We start from the raw sequence: 20,356 nt of genomic DNA, 5'->3' as shown, positions 1-20,356 counted from the left end.
GCGGATCCAGCCGCCCTACCCGGCCATCCCCTGAAACTGGAGGGGCATGCGCATGGATAGGGGTCGAACGGCAGCGTGGGGGCGGGAACCGAGGAAGCGGTCCAAGGGAGCCGTGGCAAGCTCCTTCACATGGCCCATCCCGGCGTACTCACGAACGGCAGCGATGCCTTCGACCGCGGCAGCCTTGCTTGCAAAAGGGCGGGATACCGCCATCACGGTGCCGTCCGGGGCGGTGAGCTGGAATCTGAAGGAATCGTCCGCGTCGATGAAGAGTTCGAACATGCCAGCCATTTAGCCCTCCTGGATACGGGAACACGGCGTCCGGGGACGCCGTAGTCGCCGGAAGCAGCTGAGGTTTTTCTCCTTACCGCTCCCGCGGATGAGCCGGGGCGGTAATTGAGGAATTTATGAAATTGTGAACTAGTTCCGGGCTCTTGGCAAGGGCGGTCCGCGGCCGCAAACCCCGCGCGCCCGGTCCTCCAGTAAAAGTTTCCCCCGGCTCGTCGGGGACAGACCGTTCTGTCTCTATACTTGGGTCTATACGCCTATTGGGGGCACCGAGCCTGGCGGGCCGGCAAGATCCGGCCGAGAAGCACGTGGCAAGTAACAGTGGAAGGAATCCAGAATGGGCGACATGCCCGACGGCGTGATCCACGCCGGGGTAAAGGCCGACCTGTTCAAGTCCATGGGCCACCCTGCACGCATCCTGGTTCTGGAGATGCTGGTCAACGGCCCCGAGACCGTGAGCAATTTGCGGGACTGCACCGGGCTTGAGGCCTCGAACCTTTCCCAGCACCTCGGCATCCTGCGGCGCCAGCGGCTGATCGTTCCGTCCCGGAAGGACGGCCGCCTGTTTTATGAACTGACTTCACCCGAAGTGCGCGAGGTCCTCGAAGCGGCCCGTGGCCTGCTGGGCTCCATCCTCGGCGTTGGCGTCCTTCGTTAGCCGAACGGCGGAGCGAATGGCAACGGCTCCAACGCGGACCCCGGGCGCCGCGCCACCATCCGTTCTGGCGCCGGCAGCACAGGCCGCAGGCTAGGCGGGGTCGGCCACGGCGGCCGGGGCGGAATGCCCGAAAAGCCAGGCCGCGACGTCGCTCCTCAGCACAACGTGCGGGCTGCCTGTTCCGCTGACACTTCCGGCAGGCACGTAGTAGCCGCGGCCGCCGCCCGGACCGCCGGCAGCCCGGTCCAGTGCCTCCACGATCCTGCGGCTCAAGTGCCCCTGCGGGCCCGTGGCGTGGATTTCCTCAAGCTCGGCCGCGGTGAGCCGTCCCAATACAGCAGCGATGTCGGCCACGATCGTTCCCCTTTTCGCACGTTTGCCTGAAGTGCAACCCTACGGCACGGCAATTAACGGCGGGTGAATTCGCGGCGGCAATTCAGTACAGGAAGATGTCGATCCACGCCCGGTTGTGCGCGTGGAGCAGCACCAGGAACAGCACGAAGTCGAAGAGCAGGTGCACGCTCACGATGTAGGACAGCGACTTGGTCACAGTGAAGATGCGGGCCTGCAGCAGGGCGAAGGGGTAGATGAAAAGCGGCGCCCAGGACTTGAACCCCAGTTCCCACAGGAAGGACGTGAACAGGACGGCCTGCAGCAGGTTGGCCTGCCAGTCGGGCAGGTGCCGGCGCAACAGGGCGAAGCAAGTGCAGATGAAGAACAGCTCATCCCAGATGCCCAGGGCGTTGGTGCCGACAAAGAGCCGTGTGATGCCCTCGGGGTCGTGCACGGCGGGCCAGTTCATATAGACCCCGGTCCGGATCATATAGACGGGCAACAGGGCATAGCCGATCACCACGACGGCGGGCAGATACCACTTCTCCGCACGTGTCCATTTCTGCCCGGTCCGCACCGGAAACACCACCGCATGCTCCTTGGTGACGAAGCGCGATACAGCATAGGGGATCCCCACCGCCGCGATCATGGCCGAGCCCATGACGAGCATGTGGGACGTGCTGACGTCCGTGGTGATGGGAACGGCACTGATGATGGCCACTCCGGCCGCAATCAGCGCGAGGTCGCGGAACAGCAGCCGGTCCACCAAGGCCGCGAGCACGAGGGCTGCAGCGAGCAGGGCATACCCCCACAGGCTCTGGTCCAGCGCGAACAGGATAAAGCCGGCCAGTGAGACCATGGCCGCCGGGACAACGCGCAGGGAAGTCCCCTTCACTGTGCGCTCCCCGGTCAGCCGAGTGCTCACCGGTGCCTGAACTCCGGCTGGCGCTTCTCCGCGAAAGCAGCCATGCCTTCCTTCTGGTCCTCGGAGGCGAAGAGCGAATGGAACAGGCGCCGTTCAAACAGCACGCCCTGCGCCAGCCCAGTCTCGAAGGCCGCGTTGACGGCTTCCTTGGCCAGCATGGCGGCCGGTTTCGACTTGGACGCGATGACCTCCGCGGCCTTCAGCGCCTCCTCCACGGTGTCCGCGGCAGGCACCACCCGTGCCACCAGGCCTGAGCGCTCCGCCTCGGCCGCGTCGATGAACCGGCCGGTCAGGATCATGTCCATCGCCTTGGCCTTGCCCACGGCACGGGTGAGCCGCTGAGACCCGCCCATGCCCGGCACGACGCCGAGGTTGATCTCGGGCTGGCCGAACTTGGCGTTGTCGCCGGCGATGATGAAGTCACACATCATGGCCAGCTCGCAGCCGCCGCCCAGCGCGAAACCGGACACGGCCGCGATCAGCGGAATGCGCAGCCTGGTGAGATTCTCCCACCCGCGGAACCAGTCGGCGTCGTACATCTCCAGGTAGCCCTTGTCCGCCATCTCCTTGATGTCAGCGCCGGCGGCGAAGGCCTTCCCCGAGCCGGTAATCACGACGGCGCCAACGCCCGGATCCGCGTCCATGGCCGAAACCGCCGCCACGAGTTCTTCCAGGGTGGTCCTGTCAAGGGCGTTCAGCGCTTCGGGCCTGTTCAGGGTGACGAGGCCAACGCGCCCGCGGTGCTCCACCAGAATGTTCCCGTACTCGTGCGTCATCCATGCCCCTCACGTGGTTGGTACGTCCTAAAACTAAGCCTACTGTCCTGACTTGTCCCGGATATCGGTGATGATGCCGGAGAAATCCCGGCCGGCCCCGCCTTCCGCGGCGAAGGCGTCGTAAATCTCGGAGGCCAGGGGCCCCATCCGGGCGGCCACGCCGGTGGACTGGAGTGCGTTCAGCGCCAACCGCAGGTCCTTGGCCATCAATGCCCCGGCGAAGCCGGGCTGGTAGTCGCGGTTGGCCGGGCTGGTGGGCACCGGCCCGGGGACCGGGCAGTTGGTGGTGAGGGCCCAGCACTGGCCCGATGCCGCGGACGCGACATCGAACAGCGCCTGGTGCGTCAGTCCCAGCTTTTCCCCGAGGACGAACGCCTCGCTGACCGCGATCATCGAGACACCCAGAATGAGGTTGTTGCAGACCTTCGCTGCCTGGCCGGAACCGTGCTCTCCGCAGAGCACTGCGCGTTTGCCCATAACGTCGAACAGCGGCCGCACTGTCTCGAAGTCCTCCGGCAGCGCGCCGACCATGAACGTCAGCGTCCCGGCCTCCGCCCCCACCACACCGCCGGATACCGGCGCGTCCACGGAGCGGTGCCCGGCGTCAAGGGCCAGCCGGGCGGCCTCACGTGCCTCGTCCACGTTGATGGTGGAGCAGTCCAGGAACATGGTGTTCGGCGCCGCGGCGGCCAGCAGTCCCGGCTCCCCGTCGCTGCCCCGGTAGGCGTCCAGCACATGCTGCCCGCTCGGGAACATCGTGAGCACGATCTCTGCTCCGGGAATGGTTTCAGCGGCACTCGCGGCAACGGGGATGCCGTGCTCGCGGGCGGCGTCCAGCGCGGCTGGCACCACGTCGAAGCCGATGACCTCGTAGCCTGCCTTGACCAGGTTGACCGCCATGGGACCGCCCATGTGGCCGAGCCCGAGGAAGGCAACGCGCGGTTTTGCAGCATCAGGCCGGGCTGCTTCTTCAGGCATGGCTACTTCATCAGGCATGGTCCGACTCACTTTCCCACAGAACCAGTTCCCGGTCCCCCAACGGCGCAAAGTACCGCTCGACGTCGTCCGCGTGTACCTCCTGCAGCGTGGCCGGCTGCCACTGAGGGTTGCGGTCCTTATCCACCACTTGCGCCCGGATCCCCTCCCGGAAGTCCGGTCCGGCGAGGCAGCGCAGTCCCACGCGGTATTCCTCGGCGAGCGCTTGGTCGAGGGTCAGCCCGCGCGACCGGCGCAGCGAGGCCAGGGTCACCTTGACGGCGGTGGGTGACTTCGCCTCGATGGTGTCGGCAGCCGCAGCGGCCTCCCCGCCCGCGGCACGCAGCCGCCGGACGATCTCCTCGGCGTCGTCCGCTGAATAGCAGGGGTCGATCCAGTCCCGCTGCGCCTCCAGCGCCGAGGCGGCCGGCTTTTGGGCGAAGCGTGCGACGGCGGCTTCCGCGCTTTCGTTTTCCAGCACCGCCGCGAGGTCCGCGAGGCTGCCGGACGGGACAAAGTAATCGGCGAGCCCCAGGAACAGCGCATCGGCACCGCTCAGGTGGGCGCCAGTGAGGGCGGCATGGGTACCCGCCTCCCCCGGTGAGCGTGACAGCAGGAGGGTCCCGCCGACGTCGGGCACGAACCCGATGGTGGTCTCCGGCATCCCCGTCCGTGTGCGCTCCGTGACGATGCGCAGGGAGCCGTGCGCGGATATGCCCACGCCGCCGCCCAGCACCAGCCCGTCCATGAGGGCGACGTAGGGTTTGGGGAACCGCTCGATCAGTGAGTTCAGCCGGTATTCGTCTGCCCAGAAGCCGGCCGTTTCGTCGCCGCCGGCGAGGATGTCGCGGTAGATGGCCACGATGTCCCCGCCCGCGCAAAGGCCGCGGTCGCCGGCACCCTGGACCAGCACGGTGGCAACGCTGTCGTCATCTGCCCAGGCGGTGAGCTGCTCGAGGACGGCGGTGACCATCCCTGCTGTGAGCGCGTTGACCGCCTTGGGCCGGTTGAGCGTAACCACCCCCAGTTTGCCCCGTTGTTCGAACAGCACCTCTTGTTCAGAGAGCATGCCTTGTTCAGAAGGCACCTTTTGTTCAGCAAGCACGGCCGGGTTTGCGGGCGTCCCGTTCGGGGCAGGTTCAGTCATCAGCTTCCTTCCGGCATGATGAAGCTGGCGCCTTGCCGGATACCGGAGGGCCAGCGCGAGGTCACGGTCTTGGTCTTGGTGTAGAAGCGGAAGGCGTCGGCGCCGTGCTGGTTGAGGTCACCGAAACCGGACGCCTTCCAGCCACCGAAGGTGTAGTAGGCAATGGGCACCGGGATGGGGACATTGATGCCCACCATGCCCACCTGCACCCGGCTGGCAAAGTCCCGGGCCGCGTCCCCGTCGCGGGTGAAGATGGCCACGCCATTGCCGAACTCGTTCTCGCTGCAGAGCCGCAGCGCCTCGTCGTAGTCGGAGGCGCGGAGGACGCTGAGCACCGGGCCGAAGATCTCCTCGCGGTAGATCTTCATGTCCTTGGTGACATGATCGAACAGCGTGGGTCCCACCCAGAAGCCGCCGTCGTAGCCGTCCACGGCCAGTCCGCGGCCGTCCACCAGGAGCGAGGCGCCCTCCTCTTCGCCGGATTTGATGTAACCCTCGATCCGTTCCTTGGCCGCGGGCGTCACCACCGGTCCGAAGTCGGAGTCCTTGGCCAGGCTGTGGCCCACCTTCAGGGATTTGATCCGCTCCTGCAGCCGTGCCACAAGACTGTTCGCGGTCTCCTCCCCCACGGGAACGGCCACGGAAACTGCCATGCAGCGTTCACCGGCCGACCCGTACCCGGCCCCGATCAAGGCATCCGCGGCCATGTCCAGGTCCGCGTCCGGCATGACCACCATGTGGTTCTTGGCGCCGCCAAAGCACTGAGCCCGCTTTCCGTGGGCCGCCGCCGTGGCGTAGATGTACTGGGCGATCGGAGTGGAACCCACGAAGCCGATGGCCTGCACGCGCTCGTCCTCGAGCAGCGCGTCCACGGCTTCCTTGTCGCCGTTGACCACGTTGAACACGCCGTCCGGCACGCCCGCCTCGGAGTAGAGCTCGGCCAGCCGCAGCGGGACGGACGGATCGCGTTCGGACGGCTTGAGGATGAAGGCGTTGCCGGCCGCGAGCGCGGGCCCGGACTTCCACAGCGGGATCATGGCGGGGAAGTTGAACGGCGTAATGCCTGCAACCACACCCAGCGGCTGGCGCATGGAGTGCACGTCGATGCCCGAGCCGGCGTCGTCGGAGAACTCGCCCTTGAGCAGGTGCGGGGCGCCGGCGGCGAACTCCACCACCTCGATGCCTCGCTGGATGTCGCCCCTGGCATCGGCGAGGGTTTTCCCGTGTTCCGAGGACAGGAGGGCGGCGAGCTCGTCCATGTTCTCGTTCACGAGGTCCACGAATTTGAGCAGGATGCGGCCGCGCCGCTGGGCGTTCATGGCGCCCCACTCCGGCTGGGCTTTTTCGGCGTTCGCGATGGCGTTCCGGACTTCTTCCGTGCCCGCCAGCGGCACCTTGGCCTGAACCTCCCCGGTGCAGGGATCAAAGACATCGCCGTACCGGCCGGACGTGCCGTCTACCCGCCGGCCGCCAATGTAGTGGGAGAGATTGCGAACCATGGATGCTCCTTTGCATGACCCCGGTCATCGTTTGGTGCTGAATCTACTCGGACTTCCTACTAAATTCCAGAGTCCGCCAGGTGGGGTTGGCAGCCGCACGGAGCTGCCGCCGTCGGAGGGCACTTTGACGGCCAACCACTGCTCCGGGCCACGTAATCCCGGCGTGTCCGCGCCAAAGTGCCCCGTTTTGGACGCGGCGTGGGCAGGGTTCGGGCAGCACCGCCCCGCCATCCGCCGGGAGTCCCATCCGCGTCCAAGTTCGGTAAGTTAGGACTGTGAAGATAGCTACCTGGAATGTGAACTCGCTGCGTGCCCGTGCCGACCGTGTGGAGGCGTGGCTGCAGCGCTCCGACTGTGACGTCCTGGCCATCCAGGAAACTAAGTGCAAGGACGACAACTTCCCGTGGGAGCTCTTCGAGCGCATGGGCTACGAGGTGGCACACTTCGGCGTCAACCAGTGGAACGGTGTGGCCATCGCCTCGCGGGTGGGCCTGGACGACGTCGAACGCGGCTTCACCGACCAGCCGCATTTCGGCAAGGCAGGCAAGGATCCCGTCCAGGAAGCACGTGCCATGGCCGCTACCTGCGGCGGAGTCCGGGTGTGGAGCCTCTACGTCCCCAATGGCCGCTCCCTCGACGACGAGCACATGCCCTACAAGCTCAAGTGGCTTGATTCCCTGAAGAACCACGCGGCCGGCTGGATTTCCGAGGACCCGTCCAAGCAGGTCGCACTGATGGGCGACTGGAACATCGCCCCCACGGACGACGACGTCTGGGACATCGACCTGTTCCTCACCCAAGGCTACACGCACGTCAGTGAACCGGAGCGGGCCGCGTTCCACGCCTTCGAGTCGGTGGGCTACTCCGACGTCGTGCGCCCCCACACCCCGGGCCCCGGCGTCTACACCTACTGGGACTACACCCAGCTGCGCTTCCCCAAGAAGGAGGGCATGCGTATCGACTTCGTGCTCGCCTCGCCGGCCCTCGCCTCGCGCGTTTCCGGCGCGTCGATCGACCGCGAGGAACGCAAGGGCAAGGGCGCATCCGACCACGCACCGGTGATTGTGGAACTGACCGACTGATGGAGGCTGACGGCTGATGACAGGCAGGCATTCATGACGGGCAACCTCTACCGGGGCCAGGCCGGACTCCCGTTTTCCTCCACGCTGCGCATCTATGAACCGCTGGACGCGTTTCCCGAGGATCAGCAGGCCGCCATCAAGTCAGCCGGTGAGCGGGCGGTGTCCCGCGCCGCCGTCGAAAACGCGGAGCTGCTGGCATCCCTGGGGCGGATCACCCGGCCGGGCGGCGACCCGTTCCCCACCGGCCGGACCGACCTGGTGCGCGTCACCCGTGCCCCGGGTGTCCCCGTGGAGGATGCCGGCAAGGAAAGCGCAGAGGAGGAAACGGCCGACGGCGTCGGGTTGCTTTACTGCCCCAGCCAACTGGTGCTTCGGGCCGGGTTGGCGGCAAACGCGCTGATCGAGGGCATCCACGGGCCCCTGGCCGAGCTGCTGATCCCCGAGGAGCAGCGGGACAGGCACCAGGAACGCATCGACATGGTCAACGCGCGCGACGGCATCACCAGGGTGCACACGAGGGCCTCCACCTGGGGCATCCCCTTCAGCTGGTTCTCGCTGTTCCTTGAGTCCGACCCGCAGGACGTCGTGGAGGCCGGCGGCAGGATCCTCACTGTGCGTGTGTGGGCGCCCATCTCCGACGCCCTCGACCGGGTGCGCTACGCCGTGGCGAACCTGGCCCTCGCGGCGCCTGATCTTGACATGCTGGACGACCTCACCCAGCTCACCGAATGGCTGGAGCTCTTCCACGCGGACTCGATGGTGGAACTGGACTACGGCGCGGTGGCGGACAAGGTCTACCCGGACGACTCCCCCATGGACGTGCGGCTGGGGATCGAGTGCCTCGCGGAGGGTGACATGACGGGCGCGGCCGCCGCCTACCGCCGGCTGGCTTCCCGCTGGATCCCGATCCGCCAACTGGCCCGGGCCTCGTAGACCCGGCAAGCTACCCGGCCCGGCACCCGGCTCTCACAAAGACGTCAGGTGCGCTGCTGGGAGGTCCGGGGCGGCGCCGTCGTGCGTCTGACGATCAGCCGGTGCGGCGCGACGGAGGACTGCACCGAACCGGGGATCCCCAAGAGTTCGTCGAGCAGCATCTTGGTGCCAAGCTCGGCTTGCTCGTCGGGCCGCTGCCCCACAGTGGTGAGACCAATGGCGTCGGAAAAATCGTGGTCGTCTATGCCGATCACGGACAGGTCCTCCGGAACCCGGACGCCGACGCGGTTCGCTTCGAAGATGACCCCCATGGCCATTTCATCTGACGCACAGAAGATGGCGGTCGGTTTCTCGCCTGGCTGGGCCCACAGCCGCCGGAACGCCTCCTGGCCGCTGCGGACTGTGAAGTCGCCCCACTCGTCCCACTCGGGACGGACTTCCAGGCCGGCAGCTGTCATGACGTCCTGGAAGGCCAGGATGCGGACCCGGGGAACATCGAAGTTGAGGTCGGTTTCATCGTCGCCGTGCAGCAGCGCGATGTCCCGGTGGCCGAGTTCGATCAGGTGCTTGACGGCGGTGGAGGCTGCCGCGTAGTCGTCGATGCCGATGTAGGCACATTCCTCCACGTGGCCGCCCACCACCACCAGCGGGATGTCGATCTTTTGCAGGTGCTCCAGCTCGTCCCGGGTCAGCGCCATACACAGGACCAGGAGGGCGTCAATCTGCTTGTAGACCATGGTCTTGCTGAAGAGCCGCTCGCGGCGGCTGCCGTGGCCGCCCAGATTGAAGAGTGAAAGGTTGTACTGCCGGGCATGGAGTTCGCGGTCCGCGCCCTCGATGGCCTTGGAGAAGAACCACCGGCTCACAAACGGGGCCAGCACGCCAATGGTCTTGGTGCGTCCCGTGGCAAGGCCAGACGCCGAGGATGAGGCAACGTAGCCCAGCGCCGCTGCCACCTCCAGGATTTTTTCCCGGGTTGCCGGCGAGACCCTGGGTAACCCCCGCCACGGCGCGCGACACGGTTGCCGTGGAAACTCCCGCGGCCGCGGCCACGTCCTCGATACTGACTCCTGAGTGGCCACCGCGCTGTGCCCTTTCAGTAGTGCGCGCCACGATGTCCTCTCCAAGCCCTCATGCAAATTTCCGCCATGCAGTTCCCCGGCGGCAAGAATCCATTTTAGTCCCGCAGGTGTTACTTGCGGCGCGTGGCCGTGCGCACGGGGAGGCGCCTGCGGAGCCTGACCATGCCATACAGTGCCAGCAGTGTGGCCAGCAGCCCCAGCGCCCAGAAGACGGCGGGCTGCGCCGTCACCTCCATCCAGATGGTGACGACGAGCAGCACCACAGCCCAGAAGGCGAGGAATCCTATGATGATGTCGAAGTCCTCGCCGGACCGTACGCGCTTGGGCGCGATAGGTGCCTGCTTCCTGCCCTGTGGTGCTGCTCCGTGCGTCACTTGACAGCGCCCGCCGTCAGGCCGGCCACAATCTTGCGTTGGAACACCAGCACCAGGATGACCAACGGAATGGTGACGATGGTGCCTGCAGCCATGATGGCCGTGTACGGGACCTGGTTCGGCTGGGCCCCGGCGAAGTTGGCGATTGCCACCGTTACCGGCTGCGTTGCATCGCTGGACAGCTGGCTGGCGATCAGGAATTCATTCCAGGAGGAGATGAACGCCAGAATCGCCGTGGTGAAGATGGCCGGCGCGGCGAGGGGCATGATGACCTTGCGAAAGGCCTGTCCCTGGGTGCAGCCGTCCACCCGGGCCGACTCCTCCAGCTCCCACGGCATCTCCCGGAAGAAGGAGGTCATCGTGTACACCGTCAGCGGCAGGACGAACGAAATGTTCGGAATAATCAGCGCCTGGTAAGAACCCATCCAGCCGATGTTGGTAAACAACTGGAACAGCGGGGTGATCAGGGCAACGCCCGGGAACATGGATGCGCCCAGGATGAAGCCGAGCACCAGGTACTTGAACCGGAAGTTCAGCCGCGCAAGCGCGTACGCCGCGAAAACACCGATAATCAGCGACACCAGTGTGACGACGCCGCCGATGAAGATGCTGTTGAGCAGCGCCTGGCCGAACCGGTTGCCGAACGAGGTGTCGAACGCGGTGTTGAAGTTGTCCAGCGTGACATGGCTGGGCAGGATCGAGGTGTCGTAGGTGAAGCCCACCTCGCGGAACGCCGTCACCACCATCCAGTAGGCCGGTGCCAGGCACCAGACCAGGATGACGGCGGCGCTGATGTAGGTCCTGCCCTGCGCCCACTTCTCCTTGTTCTGTGCCTTGCGGCGGCCTCGGTCCTGCTCCGCGCGCAGGCTTGTGGCGGAGGATGTCGCGGCGGTCATTTCTTCCCCTTACCGGTGGCGCCGCTCTGTTCAACAACATTTGCCCCGAGGAACCGGACAAAGATGAACGCGACAAGAAAGATGATGATGAAGGTGATGGTCGACAACGCCGCTGCGGCATTGAACCCTTGCCTGATTTGGTTGATCACCAGGATGGACAGGGTAGTGGTGTTATTTGCGCCGCCCGTCAGGATGTACGGGAGGTCGAACATGCGCAGGGCGTCCAGGGTACGGAACAGGATGGCCACCATCAGGGCGGGCTTCACCAACGGCAGGGTGATCAACCGGAAGCGCTGCCAGGCGGTGGCGCCGTCGACCTTGGCGGCCTCGTAAACCTCGGCCGGGATCATCTGGAGTCCGGCCAGGATCAGCAAAGCCATGAAGGGAGTCGTCTTCCAGACGTCCGCGATGACCACTGCCCACTTCGCCGGCCACTCGCTGCCGGTCCACAGGATCGAGGTGTTGAACAGCTTGTTGGCGATGCCTTCGAAGGCGAAGATGAAGAACCAGAGCTTCGCGGTGACGGCAGTGGGGATGGCCCACGGCACCAGAACGGCGGCACGGACCATGCTCCGGCCCTTAAAGGTGCGGGCCATGATCATTGCCATCCAGAAGCCCAGGACGGTCTCGAAGGTTACGGTCACCACAGTGAAGAAGAACGTTGTTGCCGTGGCCGACCAGAACTGCGCACCCAGCGTACCCGGCGGGCAAGCCACCGTTCCGCCTGCCGGAGCAGAACACTGCTGGGCGAGCCAGTTGACGTAGTTTTGGACGCCTGCCGGACCGCCTGCGGTAAAGAGGCCGGTGGCCGGATCCAGGCCGGCATCCTTCTGGAAGGACATCACGATTGCGCTGATGATTGGGTAAACGATCACCACGGCAAGGGCAATGATGGTCGGGGCAAGGAGCCATGAGGCCCACTTTCCCTGACTCAGAATCTTGTTATCCTCACCCACGCCCTTGGGGCCGTGGTGGATCGGGGTGCCGCCCGACGCCGGTGCCTTGACCGGCGTCGAGCCTACTTCGGTTGCCATGGCGGAACTACGATCCTGAACCGGCGGATTCGATGGACTTCTGCATGTCAGACAGAGCGGTGTCCACGGGCTTCTCGCCCTTGATGGCTGAATACGCGTTTTCCTGGATTGCCTTGGTGACCGCCGGGTAGAACGGGCTGACCGGACGCGGCACTGCGTTCTCGATGGAGGTCTTCAGCACCGGTAGGTACGGGAGTTTCTTCACCAGGGCAGCGTCGGTGTAAAGGCTGCCCAGCACCGGAGCCAGTGAACCCTGCGTGGCGTAGAACTTCTCGGTCTCTTCCGACGTCATGAACTTCAGGAAGTCCAGGGCCGTTGCCTTGTTCTTGGAGTAGACACTGACAGCCATGCTGTGGCCACCCAGCGTGGATGCACCGGGGCCGTCCTTGCCCGGGATCGGGGCGATGCCCAGCTTGTCCTTCACTGCCGAGGAACCTTCAGTGGTTGCCAGGTTGTAGACGTAGGGCCAGTTGCGATGGAAGAGGAGCTTTCCGCCCTGGAACGCCTGGCGGCTCTGCTCCTCCTGGAAGGTGATGCCCTCCTTGGGGATGTTGCCGTCGGCGTAGGCCTTGGCCAGGTTCTCAAGGCCCGTCTTGGCCTCGGCGGTGTTCAGGCTGGGCTTGCCGTCCGGATCCAGAACGGCGCCGCCGGCGGAGTTGATGGCCTCCGAAGCGTTGACGGTCAGGCCTTCATACTTGCTGAACTGCCCGGCGTAGCAGCCGATGTTGTTCTGCTTGGCGATGGAGCACATGCCCATCATCTCGTCCCACGTTTTCGGCGGGGTGGGAACCAGGTCCTTGCGGTAGTACAGCAGGGCGCCGTCGGAGGTCTGCGGGGCCGCGTAGAGCGTTCCCTTGTATGAGGCGGCGTCGACGGTCGGCTTCAGCATGGCGCTGGTATCGAAGGCCATCTTGTCCTTCAGCGGCTGGAGCCATCCCTTGGCGGCGAATTCTGCTGTCCACACGACGTCAACGTCCACGACGTCGTAGCTGGCATCCTTGGCCTGGAAGTGCTGCACAATGTCGTCGTGCTGCTGGTCTGCCTGGTCCGTCTGCTCCTTGAAGGTCACCTTCTCGTTCGGGTGGGCGGCGTTCCACTTCTCGACCAGTGGGCGGACCACATTGCTGTTGTCCTTGCCCTGAACGTAGGTAATGGGCCCGCGGCCGTCAAGGTTGTTGGCGGCGTCGCCTCCCCCGGCACCGCCGCCCGTTGTGCCGCCGCCGCCGCCGCCACAGGCGGACAGGGTCAGGGCGAGCACACCGGCGGTGGCAACCGGGAGTAAGAACTTAGGGGTTTTCATTGGCTGGAGACTCCTCGCTGAGTGACATGAAAATCATTCGTGCGGTTGATGTGGTGACTGTCACACTAGTAACGTTGCCCGAAGATATGCAAGCGTTTACACCTAATTGTTACCGGAGAGGCAACTATGAGTCACAGCCCGATCAGCACGCCGGCTTCCGAGACAACGGCGTGGTGGGCCCACGCAGCTGTCTACCAGATCTATCCACGTTCCTTTTCCGACGGGAACGGTGACGGCATGGGTGACCTGCCCGGCGTCACGGCGCGACTGCCGTACCTGCAGCAGCTGGGTGTTGACGCCATCTGGCTCTCGCCGTTCTACCGGTCCCCGCAGGCGGACGGCGGTTACGACGTCGCTGATTACCGGCAGGTGGACCCGATGTTCGGTACCCTGGCCGACTTCGACGCCATGCTGGAGCAGGCCCATGCACGCGGGCTGAAGGTGATCGTCGACCTGGTCCCCAACCACACGTCCGATGAACATGCCTGGTTCCAGGAGGCCCTCGCGGCGGAACCGGGCTCGGCCGCCAGGGAGCGTTACATGTTCCGGCCCGGGAAGGACGAGGTCCCCGGCTCCGGCGACGGTAACCTCGCGCCCAACAACTGGAATTCCATCTTCGGCGGACCGGCCTGGACGCGGACCACGGACGCGGACGGCTCCCCCGGGGACTGGTACCTGCACCTTTTCGACACGAAGCAGCCGGACCTCAACTGGGAAAACCCCGAGGTCTGGGATGAGATGCGTTCCGTGCTCCGCTTCTGGCTGGACCGGGGCGTGGACGGATTCCGGGTGGATGTGGCCCACGGGATGGTGAAGGAGGCCGGCCTTCCGGACTGGGAAGGTGTGGCCGCCATGGTGGAAGGCTCCGCCGAAGCCGCCCATGTGACGGATCCCCCGGGCGCCCACGGAGAGGCAGTTGAGCCGCATACGGCACACGCCACTCCGGCTGGTGATACCGTCGGGGACACCGCCGGCTCGGGCGCCGGGGCCGGGGACACCGCCGGGGCCGCTGATCACGAACCAGTGTCGCCGCTATATCCGCCGTCGCCGTTCTTTGACCAGGACGGCGTCCATGACATTTACCGGGATTGGAACCGGGTCCTTGGCGGGTACGACGGCGACCGCATGCTGGTGGCCGAGGCGTGGGTTGAACCGGCGGAGCGGCTGGCGCGGTACATCCGGCTGGACGAGATGCAGCAGGCCTTCAACTTCGACTTCCTGCTGGCAGGCTGGGACGCCCGGCGGATGGCCGTGGCCATCGAGGACTCCCTCGAGGCGGCCGCGTCCGTGGGGGCGCCGTCCACGTGGGTGCTGAGCAACCATGACACGGTGCGCCATCCGAGCCGCTTCGGTTTGCAGGATCCCACCACTTTTCCCAAGGGGATTGCCGCCGAGGACGAGCAGCCCGATGAGGCCCTGGGCTTGGCCCGTGCCCGGGCCGCCACGCTGGTGTCCCTGGCCCTCCCCGGCTCCGCGTACATCTATCAGGGTGAAGAACTTGGCCTCCCCGAGCACACCACGCTGCCCGCCGAAGCCCGGCAGGACCCGACGTTCTTCCGGACCAACGGCATTGAGCGCGGGCGCGATGGTTGCCGGGTGCCACTGCCATGGAAATCCGCAGCGCCCGGGTATGGCTTCGCAGAGGCGTCCACTGCGAAGGACCCCGCCGCGCCCTGGCTGCCTCAGCCAGAATCCTTCGAAGATCTGGCCGCGGACCGGCAGGACGGCGTCAAAGGCTCGACACTGGAGCTGTACCGCGCCGCGCTCACCGCACGCCGGAACCACAGTCTGGGATCCGGAACATTCTGCTGGGCGGACAACCACGACCCCGAACTGGGGGTCCTGGCCTTCCACAACCGTGATGTCCTGGTGGTCGCCAACACGGGAGCGGATCCCACGCCGGTCCCCGACGGTTACCGCGTGGCGCTGTCGAGCGCTGCAGAATCAGGCGCTGATGAAGCCGTGATTGCGCCCAACAGTGCGGCCTACCTGGTGGCCGGATAAGCGGCCCGACTGGCTGACAGAGCTCTGGATAAGGGAGCTAGCGGACCCGCTCGGCGCGGCTGAAGCGGGTCCGCGCGCCAGCCGCGATGTGCACCAGAACCGGCGTCCGCTGGCCCACCACGGCGCTCAGCGCGTCAACCAAGTCCGCCGCTTCGGCCGCGACGGCCTGCGGAGGCACACCCGGCCGTGGGTGCAGCCGGAGCTTCAGCGCCGGCTGGCCCTTGACGTCGTAGATCGAGACCGTGGCGCCGGCGAGCTCGGGACGGTCGGCCAGGGCGTTCTTCAGCGCCTGCTCGGCCACTCCCCCGCCGATCCTGATGTCGCCGGGAACGCCGCCCGGATCATCTGCCGCCAGCAGGAGGTCGGTGCGGCCCTTGCCCTGCTGCGCGATCCACGCAACCATGAGGCCGATCAGCAGCACCACTCCGAGGGCCAGGACGACCCACAGCCAACTCCCCTGCCGGCCGGGGAACTGCGTGCCTTCGAAGGCCGCGGTGACGTTGTCCGACACGCTTCTGGACCAGGAGTGCCACCACGCCGCGACGGCGGGGACGGCCGCCAGGAGAACGAGCAGCACGCCGATCACCAGCAGCTTGAAGCCAAGAATGCCGAGAAGGATCCGGTTGAGAAGCCTTGGTGTGCCATTCATGCGCCCACCACCCCGGAGGTCGACAAATTGATGGTTACCTGGGGCATGGGGGACGGTCCCATCGCCTGCAGTTCGTCCTCCACCGCCTGCAGGATGGCGTTTTCGCTAGTCGGAACTCCGGATGTGGGGCGAACATTGACCACTACCTGGCGCTGGGAAACCACCACCATGACCTGTTCCTGCGTGACGTTGGCCGCCACGCGCGCCCTTTGGGCAAGGGCGCCAGCGATGACCTCGTCATCTACCACCACGGCAATCCGCCGGTCAGCAAGCAGATGCCGGGCCCGGCGCCCGGGCAGGACCGCGCTCAGGAAAAAGAAGAGACCTACTGCGGCGGTCACGGCTCCGGCAGCACCCAGCAGCAGCGGCGGTATGCCCGACGGGAGCGCCACGATCCGTTCGGCTGCGGTCTGCGGGTCGATGAGCCAGGGCGGCTGGCCGATGGCGCGCACCGCGGATTCCAGGAGCGCGTAAAGACAGAGCACGATGACCAGGGAACCGGCGATGACTGCTGCCACGGCACGTGAGGAGTGGGTCTCGCGGCGCAGGACGCGGCGCATGTCAATGCCGGCGGCGTGCGCCGCACCGGAGCCGCCCTGCGCCGGGTCACCGCCGGCCTCATGCTGCTGTTCGACGACGGAACTCACCGCACCCTGCCCTCTTCGGTGACGTGGGCACCGCTGATGCGGATGTCCACCCTGCTCAGGCTCGCACCGCTGAGTTCGGTGACCTTGGTCAAAATGTCGGTCTTGGCGTGCACGGTCCTGTCCCAGATGGAGCCGCCCAGCGCCGGGACACGTCCCGGGTCGCGGAGGACGGCAGTCAGGCTGGGGATCCGGATGGGGGCGACGAGCGACAAAGCCAGCAGGCCGCCGTCGTCCGTCCAGTCGGCGCGCACGTCATGGGCGTGAATGCCCAAGGCCTCGGCAGCTGCAGCCTTGGCCAGGCTCGTGAGCGCCTGGGTGCTGATCCTGTTGTGGCCGCTGTACTGCCTGCTGGGCGTGGCTGCTGCGGCTGCCTGGCTTTTATTGGCTGCCCGGTTCATGAGGATGAGCGCCGCCCGCTGATGGCATCGATGACGCTGCGGAGGTCCAGTTTCCCTTCTGCGGCGCGGCCCAGGAGCGCGCCGATTCCCATGAACAGCAGGGAGATCAGGAAGCCCCAGAGACCGAACTGTAGTGACATGAACGCCACGAAGGCGCCGGCTGCGATTCCAACGACAGTGGGGCTCACAGGACCGCCTCCCTCTCAGCGACGGCGGGAGCGCCCGTCGGTTTCACCGGGGGTGCAATGTAGACGTCGTTGATCTCAACGTTCACCTCGATGACCTGCAGGCCCACCAGTTTCTCGACGGCCGCATAAACGCTTGCCCGTACCTGGTTGGCCAGGGCGTGCAGCGGAGCGCCGTAGACCGCCACCAGGGTGATGTCCACTGCCACCTGGGTTTCGCCGACCTCGGCATGCACGCCTGCGGCGTGATCGGAGCTGCCCACCGCGTCCCTGATGGCTCCGAGTGCCCGGGAGGAGCCGGTCCCCAGGGAGTACACGCCGGGCACGGCCCGGGCCGCGATCCCGGCGACTTTGGCCACGGCGGTCTCGGAGATCACGGTGCGCCCGCCGGCTGCAGCCGGCGTCAGGGCAGGGTCCACTCGAACGGCGGCGGTTTGTGGATTCTGGTATTCCATCAGCACTCCCCTTCTGTTGAACACAACCCTATCCCCTAGGCCGGACAACGTCAGGGGCCGGGCGCACCGCGTTCCCCGCGGGCCCCGCGAAGCCCCGTGCCCCCGGCGGGCTAGTGGCAGTTCGCAGACAGCCATCCGGTCACGGGGGCCATGGCCGCCTCGAACTCGCCGTTGGAATATACGCTTTGGTCGGAGAGCCCCGCCAGCGCCACCTCGTTGAACCGCGCGAAGTCCGCCTTCAGCGCCTCCGGCACCCGCTGTGCCGTCTCCGCAAGCTCCGTTTTCTTCTGTTCCAGTTCCGCTGCCTTGCCCTGCGCTGCGGAGAGGGGCAGCAGGGAAGCCCCCGTGGCTTGCGTGGAGATGGCGGCACAGGCCTCAGCCGCCGAGGCGTAGCCGCCAAAGGGACCGGACGCCGCGCTCGCGGACGCGGTCGGAGCGGCGCTGCCGGCTGGCGTCGTGGACGTTGCCGAGGCCGACGGCGCACCGCCGGAGGCGGGCGCCGAGCAGGCAGTAAGTGCCATCACGGCAAAAAGGGCGGCGGAGTACAGCGGGCGGGCAAGATAGTTCACGGTTTCCATTCCTGGAGTGGTTTTGCCGCCTTCGGCGGCCTGGCTGGGCAGCCGGCGAACGCCTGCCCGTCCCCCGGCGTGCGAGTCTAGCCCGGCCGAAGCGCCTCTTTCCAAGTTGACAGGCCATGTGCACTTTTGCTGTCCGGCCTCAAAACGGGTCTGTATATACAGTGATTCAGGTGCAGCAGAAGGCGCCCGGACCCGGAAATACTCACCAGGTCCGGGCGCCTCCCGATTATTGCAACAGTGACGGCTTACTTGTAGAGGCCGTTGCCGCCAACGTGGACGTTGGTGGGCAGGTAACCGAACGGGCCGAGGCCGTTCTTACCGAAGCTGCGGTCAACCTTGGACACACCGTCCCGGAAGTTGATCTTCACGGTGGGCGACAGGGAACCGCCGCGGACACCGTTCACATTGTCGATGAAGGACTGGACCAGGCCGCCCGGCTGCACGTAGTGCGAGTAGGCCTGGAACTGACGGCCGTTCTGGTTCGGCGTCGGCGCTTCCGGGGACTCTGACGGCAGGTTCAGGTCCGTCGGGGAGCCGAGGGCCAGGCCGCTGTTGTTCATCGGCTGGTAGTCGGAGCGGACGCCGTTGCCCACGAAGCCGTAGACGCCGTCGGGTCCGCGCATGCCTGCAGCGTAGGTGAACTGGTGGCTGATGGTGAACAGGTAGTACTTGTTCTTGCCGCCTTCATTCTGGATGAAGATCTGCGGACGCTCGGTCTGGTCGTTGACGCAGTTGGCGGAGAGGATCGGCGGCAGGAAGTGCCACTTGGTCAGATCCTTGTTGTCTGCCACGGCCAGGCCAACGTTGGCGGTCTGGTAGTAGGCGCCCTTGCTGTTGACCTCGGCGAGGTTCTCGGCGTTGGGGTCACCCTTGGCGTAACCCAGGTCCTCGTTCTTGCAGCGGTAGTCGCCGCGCTTGCCGCCGGTGTTGCCTTCGAACACCATGAAGGTCTTGCCGGGGTGTGCCGGGTCAGCGAACGTGTACGGGTCGCGGAACGCGAAGCCCGGGTTCTGTGCCTTGTTCTGGTAGAGCTTTCCGTCCGGCTCAAGCAGCTTGGTGTGCTGGAAGCCGTCGAAGGTCACGCCGTTCTTGTCCGCGTGGATGTTGCCGAGTGCCTTGGCGATGACGGCGTCCGGCGCGATGCCGCCGCCGCCCGCGTTGCGCTCCTTGACGTCGTAGAACGTGGTGGCCGTGTAAAACACGTTCACGTGGTTGCCCTGCATCAGACGCGTGGATCCGGACCATTCGGTGTTGCCGATGGAAGTGTTGTCCAGGAACAGGTGTCCGCCGTAGTTCCACTTGTCCTTGGCCGGGTCAGCGTTGGTCTTGCGGAAGAAGTAGCCGATGCGGGCGTTCCAGTGGCGCTGGTCGAAGCCGTAGCCTGCGTGCCGGTCAGCGACCAGCGAGAAGATCACGTCGTAACCCTTGTAGCTGATCTGGTTCGCGTTCTCGTCGGTCAGCGACCAGGTGTCCCAAACCCACACGTCATCGTTCATGGCGGGGAAGTCCTGGGGGATCTCCGGCATGGTGACGTCGGGGCTCATGGAGTTCTGGCCCGGCTTAACCTTGGAGTCGCTCTGCGCCATGATCTGCTTGGCATCCGCACGGGTCCACTTTGAAGTGAAGTCCGACGCCGGATCATGTGCCGTCTGGGTGTGGGGCGTCGGCAGGGGGAAGCCCGGAGTCGGCGCCGGCATCTGCGTGCTCGCCGGCGGATCCGACGGCTCGTTTGCCTGCGCCGAGGGCACTGCGAGGAACGCCGTGGCGGCGACAGTTGCCACCAGAGCTGCGGCGGCGGGGCGCCACCGCAGCATCCGGGGGGTGTTGGGGTGCTTGTGCATGTTTTGCTCTTCTCGCGGAGTTACGTTCGTGGAAGACGGGCAGCTGCCCTTTGTCCCCGCACTCCGGGACCCCGCTGACACGGCATGCGTCATCGAGGACGCCGTTGTGTCGAGGGAGAAACGGGGTTTGGGTAGGACCCCGCGGTGGACGCTCAGAAATGTCTTACATTTCGCGGCCCACACTCAACGCTAGACAACGTTGTCAGCCGAGTTCAACACGGTTTTCGATCCCCACCGCTGGACAGGCGCCCCGGGATGCAAGCGCTTACATCTCGTTTGCGCGCGCGTGCCCCACTT

At 66.0% G+C, this 20,356-nt stretch carries 22 protein-coding genes and 1 pseudogene; 4 read left to right on the top strand and 19 right to left on the bottom strand.

Annotated features, from left to right (window positions below; all coding sequences use genetic code 11):
• Positions 1-15: 15 nt before the first annotated feature.
• Entirely contained in the window at positions 16-291 is a 276-nt protein-coding gene (locus tag QFZ33_RS04070) for a YegP family protein (protein WP_307025080.1), read from the bottom strand.
• Positions 292-625: 334 nt separating this feature from the next.
• Between QFZ33_RS04070 and QFZ33_RS04065 the strand changes: the two genes are divergently transcribed.
• Positions 626-946: an ArsR/SmtB family transcription factor gene (locus tag QFZ33_RS04065; RefSeq protein WP_307025078.1), complete on the top strand. Its 321-nt coding sequence runs from the start codon at positions 626-628 to the stop codon at positions 944-946.
• Between the two features lie 90 nt (positions 947-1,036).
• Here QFZ33_RS04065 and QFZ33_RS04060 read toward each other — a convergent pair whose 3' ends face one another.
• The 6 genes from QFZ33_RS04060 to QFZ33_RS04035 form a co-directional block, all read right to left on the bottom strand.
• The gene (locus QFZ33_RS04060) at positions 1,037-1,300 is read right to left on the bottom strand and encodes a hypothetical protein (protein WP_003799094.1); all 264 of its coding nucleotides are present in this window, start codon (positions 1,298-1,300) and stop codon (positions 1,037-1,039) included.
• An 82-nt stretch (positions 1,301-1,382) separates the two neighbouring features.
• Entirely contained in the window at positions 1,383-2,138 is a 756-nt protein-coding gene (locus QFZ33_RS04055; protein WP_307031656.1) for a CPBP family glutamic-type intramembrane protease, read from the bottom strand.
• A gap of 62 nt (positions 2,139-2,200) precedes the next feature.
• Positions 2,201-2,980: an enoyl-CoA hydratase gene (locus tag QFZ33_RS04050; RefSeq protein ID WP_307025076.1), complete on the bottom strand. Its 780-nt coding sequence runs from the start codon at positions 2,978-2,980 to the stop codon at positions 2,201-2,203.
• A 39-nt stretch (positions 2,981-3,019) separates the two neighbouring features.
• Positions 3,020-3,958 carry a 3-hydroxyisobutyrate dehydrogenase gene (gene mmsB, locus QFZ33_RS04045; protein ID WP_307025074.1) on the bottom strand — a complete coding sequence of 313 codons (939 nt, stop codon included), beginning with the start codon at positions 3,956-3,958 and terminating at the stop codon, positions 3,020-3,022.
• Positions 3,959-3,968: 10 nt separating this feature from the next.
• Positions 3,969-5,024, bottom strand: a complete 1,056-nt coding sequence (locus tag QFZ33_RS04040) for an enoyl-CoA hydratase/isomerase family protein (protein WP_307031655.1) — start codon at positions 5,022-5,024, stop codon at positions 3,969-3,971.
• Positions 5,025-5,101: 77 nt separating this feature from the next.
• Positions 5,102-6,601, bottom strand: a complete 1,500-nt coding sequence (locus QFZ33_RS04035; RefSeq protein ID WP_307025072.1) for a CoA-acylating methylmalonate-semialdehyde dehydrogenase — start codon at positions 6,599-6,601, stop codon at positions 5,102-5,104.
• Between the two features lie 275 nt (positions 6,602-6,876).
• Between QFZ33_RS04035 and QFZ33_RS04030 the strand changes: the two genes are divergently transcribed.
• Both QFZ33_RS04030 and QFZ33_RS04025 read left to right on the top strand, forming a co-directional pair.
• Positions 6,877-7,683 (top strand): exodeoxyribonuclease III, encoded by an 807-nt coding sequence (locus QFZ33_RS04030; RefSeq protein WP_102972953.1) that lies wholly within the window; start codon positions 6,877-6,879, stop codon positions 7,681-7,683.
• 33 nt (positions 7,684-7,716) lie between these two features.
• Positions 7,717-8,616, top strand: coding sequence for a hypothetical protein (locus QFZ33_RS04025; protein WP_307025070.1), 900 nt, complete (start codon positions 7,717-7,719; stop codon positions 8,614-8,616).
• 44 nt (positions 8,617-8,660) lie between these two features.
• Here QFZ33_RS04025 and QFZ33_RS04020 read toward each other — a convergent pair.
• The 5 genes and pseudogenes from QFZ33_RS04020 to QFZ33_RS04000 form a co-directional block, all read right to left on the bottom strand.
• Positions 8,661-9,729: pseudogene (locus QFZ33_RS04020) on the bottom strand (LacI family DNA-binding transcriptional regulator).
• Positions 9,730-9,808: 79 nt separating this feature from the next.
• Complete coding sequence (locus QFZ33_RS04015) at positions 9,809-10,072, bottom strand: hypothetical protein (RefSeq protein ID WP_307025068.1); 264 nt, start codon at positions 10,070-10,072, stop codon at positions 9,809-9,811.
• Entirely contained in the window at positions 10,069-10,968 is a 900-nt protein-coding gene (locus tag QFZ33_RS04010; protein WP_307025066.1) for a carbohydrate ABC transporter permease, read from the bottom strand. The genes QFZ33_RS04015 and QFZ33_RS04010 overlap by 4 nt, the downstream gene beginning before the upstream one ends.
• Complete coding sequence (locus tag QFZ33_RS04005) at positions 10,965-12,002, bottom strand: carbohydrate ABC transporter permease (protein ID WP_307025064.1); 1,038 nt, start codon at positions 12,000-12,002, stop codon at positions 10,965-10,967. The genes QFZ33_RS04010 and QFZ33_RS04005 overlap by 4 nt, the downstream gene beginning before the upstream one ends.
• Before the next feature lie 7 nt (positions 12,003-12,009).
• Positions 12,010-13,302, bottom strand: a complete 1,293-nt coding sequence (locus QFZ33_RS04000; RefSeq protein WP_307025062.1) for an ABC transporter substrate-binding protein — start codon at positions 13,300-13,302, stop codon at positions 12,010-12,012.
• A 126-nt stretch (positions 13,303-13,428) separates the two neighbouring features.
• Here QFZ33_RS04000 and QFZ33_RS03995 point away from each other — a divergent pair, with 126 nt between their 5' ends.
• The gene (locus QFZ33_RS03995; RefSeq protein WP_307025060.1) at positions 13,429-15,306 is read left to right on the top strand and encodes a glycoside hydrolase family 13 protein; all 1,878 of its coding nucleotides are present in this window, start codon (positions 13,429-13,431) and stop codon (positions 15,304-15,306) included.
• A 37-nt stretch (positions 15,307-15,343) separates the two neighbouring features.
• Here the strand turns inward: QFZ33_RS03995 and QFZ33_RS03990 are convergent, their stop codons facing one another.
• From QFZ33_RS03990 to QFZ33_RS03960, 7 genes are all read right to left on the bottom strand, one after another.
• On the bottom strand, positions 15,344-15,955 hold the full coding sequence (locus QFZ33_RS03990) for a hypothetical protein (protein ID WP_307025058.1): 612 nt from the start codon (positions 15,953-15,955) through the stop codon (positions 15,344-15,346).
• The gene (locus tag QFZ33_RS03985) at positions 15,952-16,602 is read right to left on the bottom strand and encodes a DUF6286 domain-containing protein (protein ID WP_307025056.1); all 651 of its coding nucleotides are present in this window, start codon (positions 16,600-16,602) and stop codon (positions 15,952-15,954) included. The genes QFZ33_RS03990 and QFZ33_RS03985 overlap by 4 nt, the downstream gene beginning before the upstream one ends.
• Entirely contained in the window at positions 16,599-17,000 is a 402-nt protein-coding gene (locus tag QFZ33_RS03980) for a hypothetical protein (RefSeq protein WP_307025054.1), read from the bottom strand. Before QFZ33_RS03980 ends, QFZ33_RS03985 begins: the two co-directional genes overlap by 4 nt.
• Positions 16,997-17,188, bottom strand: coding sequence for a DUF2273 domain-containing protein (locus tag QFZ33_RS03975; RefSeq protein WP_190604309.1), 192 nt, complete (start codon positions 17,186-17,188; stop codon positions 16,997-16,999). The genes QFZ33_RS03980 and QFZ33_RS03975 overlap by 4 nt, the downstream gene beginning before the upstream one ends.
• The gene (locus QFZ33_RS03970) at positions 17,185-17,640 is read right to left on the bottom strand and encodes an Asp23/Gls24 family envelope stress response protein (protein ID WP_307025052.1); all 456 of its coding nucleotides are present in this window, start codon (positions 17,638-17,640) and stop codon (positions 17,185-17,187) included. Before QFZ33_RS03970 ends, QFZ33_RS03975 begins: the two co-directional genes overlap by 4 nt.
• A 110-nt stretch (positions 17,641-17,750) precedes the next feature.
• The gene (locus QFZ33_RS03965) at positions 17,751-18,218 is read right to left on the bottom strand and encodes a hypothetical protein (protein WP_307025050.1); all 468 of its coding nucleotides are present in this window, start codon (positions 18,216-18,218) and stop codon (positions 17,751-17,753) included.
• A 245-nt stretch (positions 18,219-18,463) separates the two neighbouring features.
• Positions 18,464-20,059: a glycoside hydrolase family 68 protein gene (locus tag QFZ33_RS03960; protein WP_307025048.1), complete on the bottom strand. Its 1,596-nt coding sequence runs from the start codon at positions 20,057-20,059 to the stop codon at positions 18,464-18,466.
• Between the last annotated feature and the right edge of the window lie 297 nt (positions 20,060-20,356).

Source organism: Arthrobacter globiformis (genome assembly GCF_030815865.1).
Taxonomy (GTDB): Bacteria; Actinomycetota; Actinomycetes; order Actinomycetales; family Micrococcaceae; genus Arthrobacter; species Arthrobacter globiformis_B.
The sequence above is the reverse complement of the archived record's forward strand: the minus strand, read 5'-3'. Positions and strand labels throughout refer to the sequence as shown.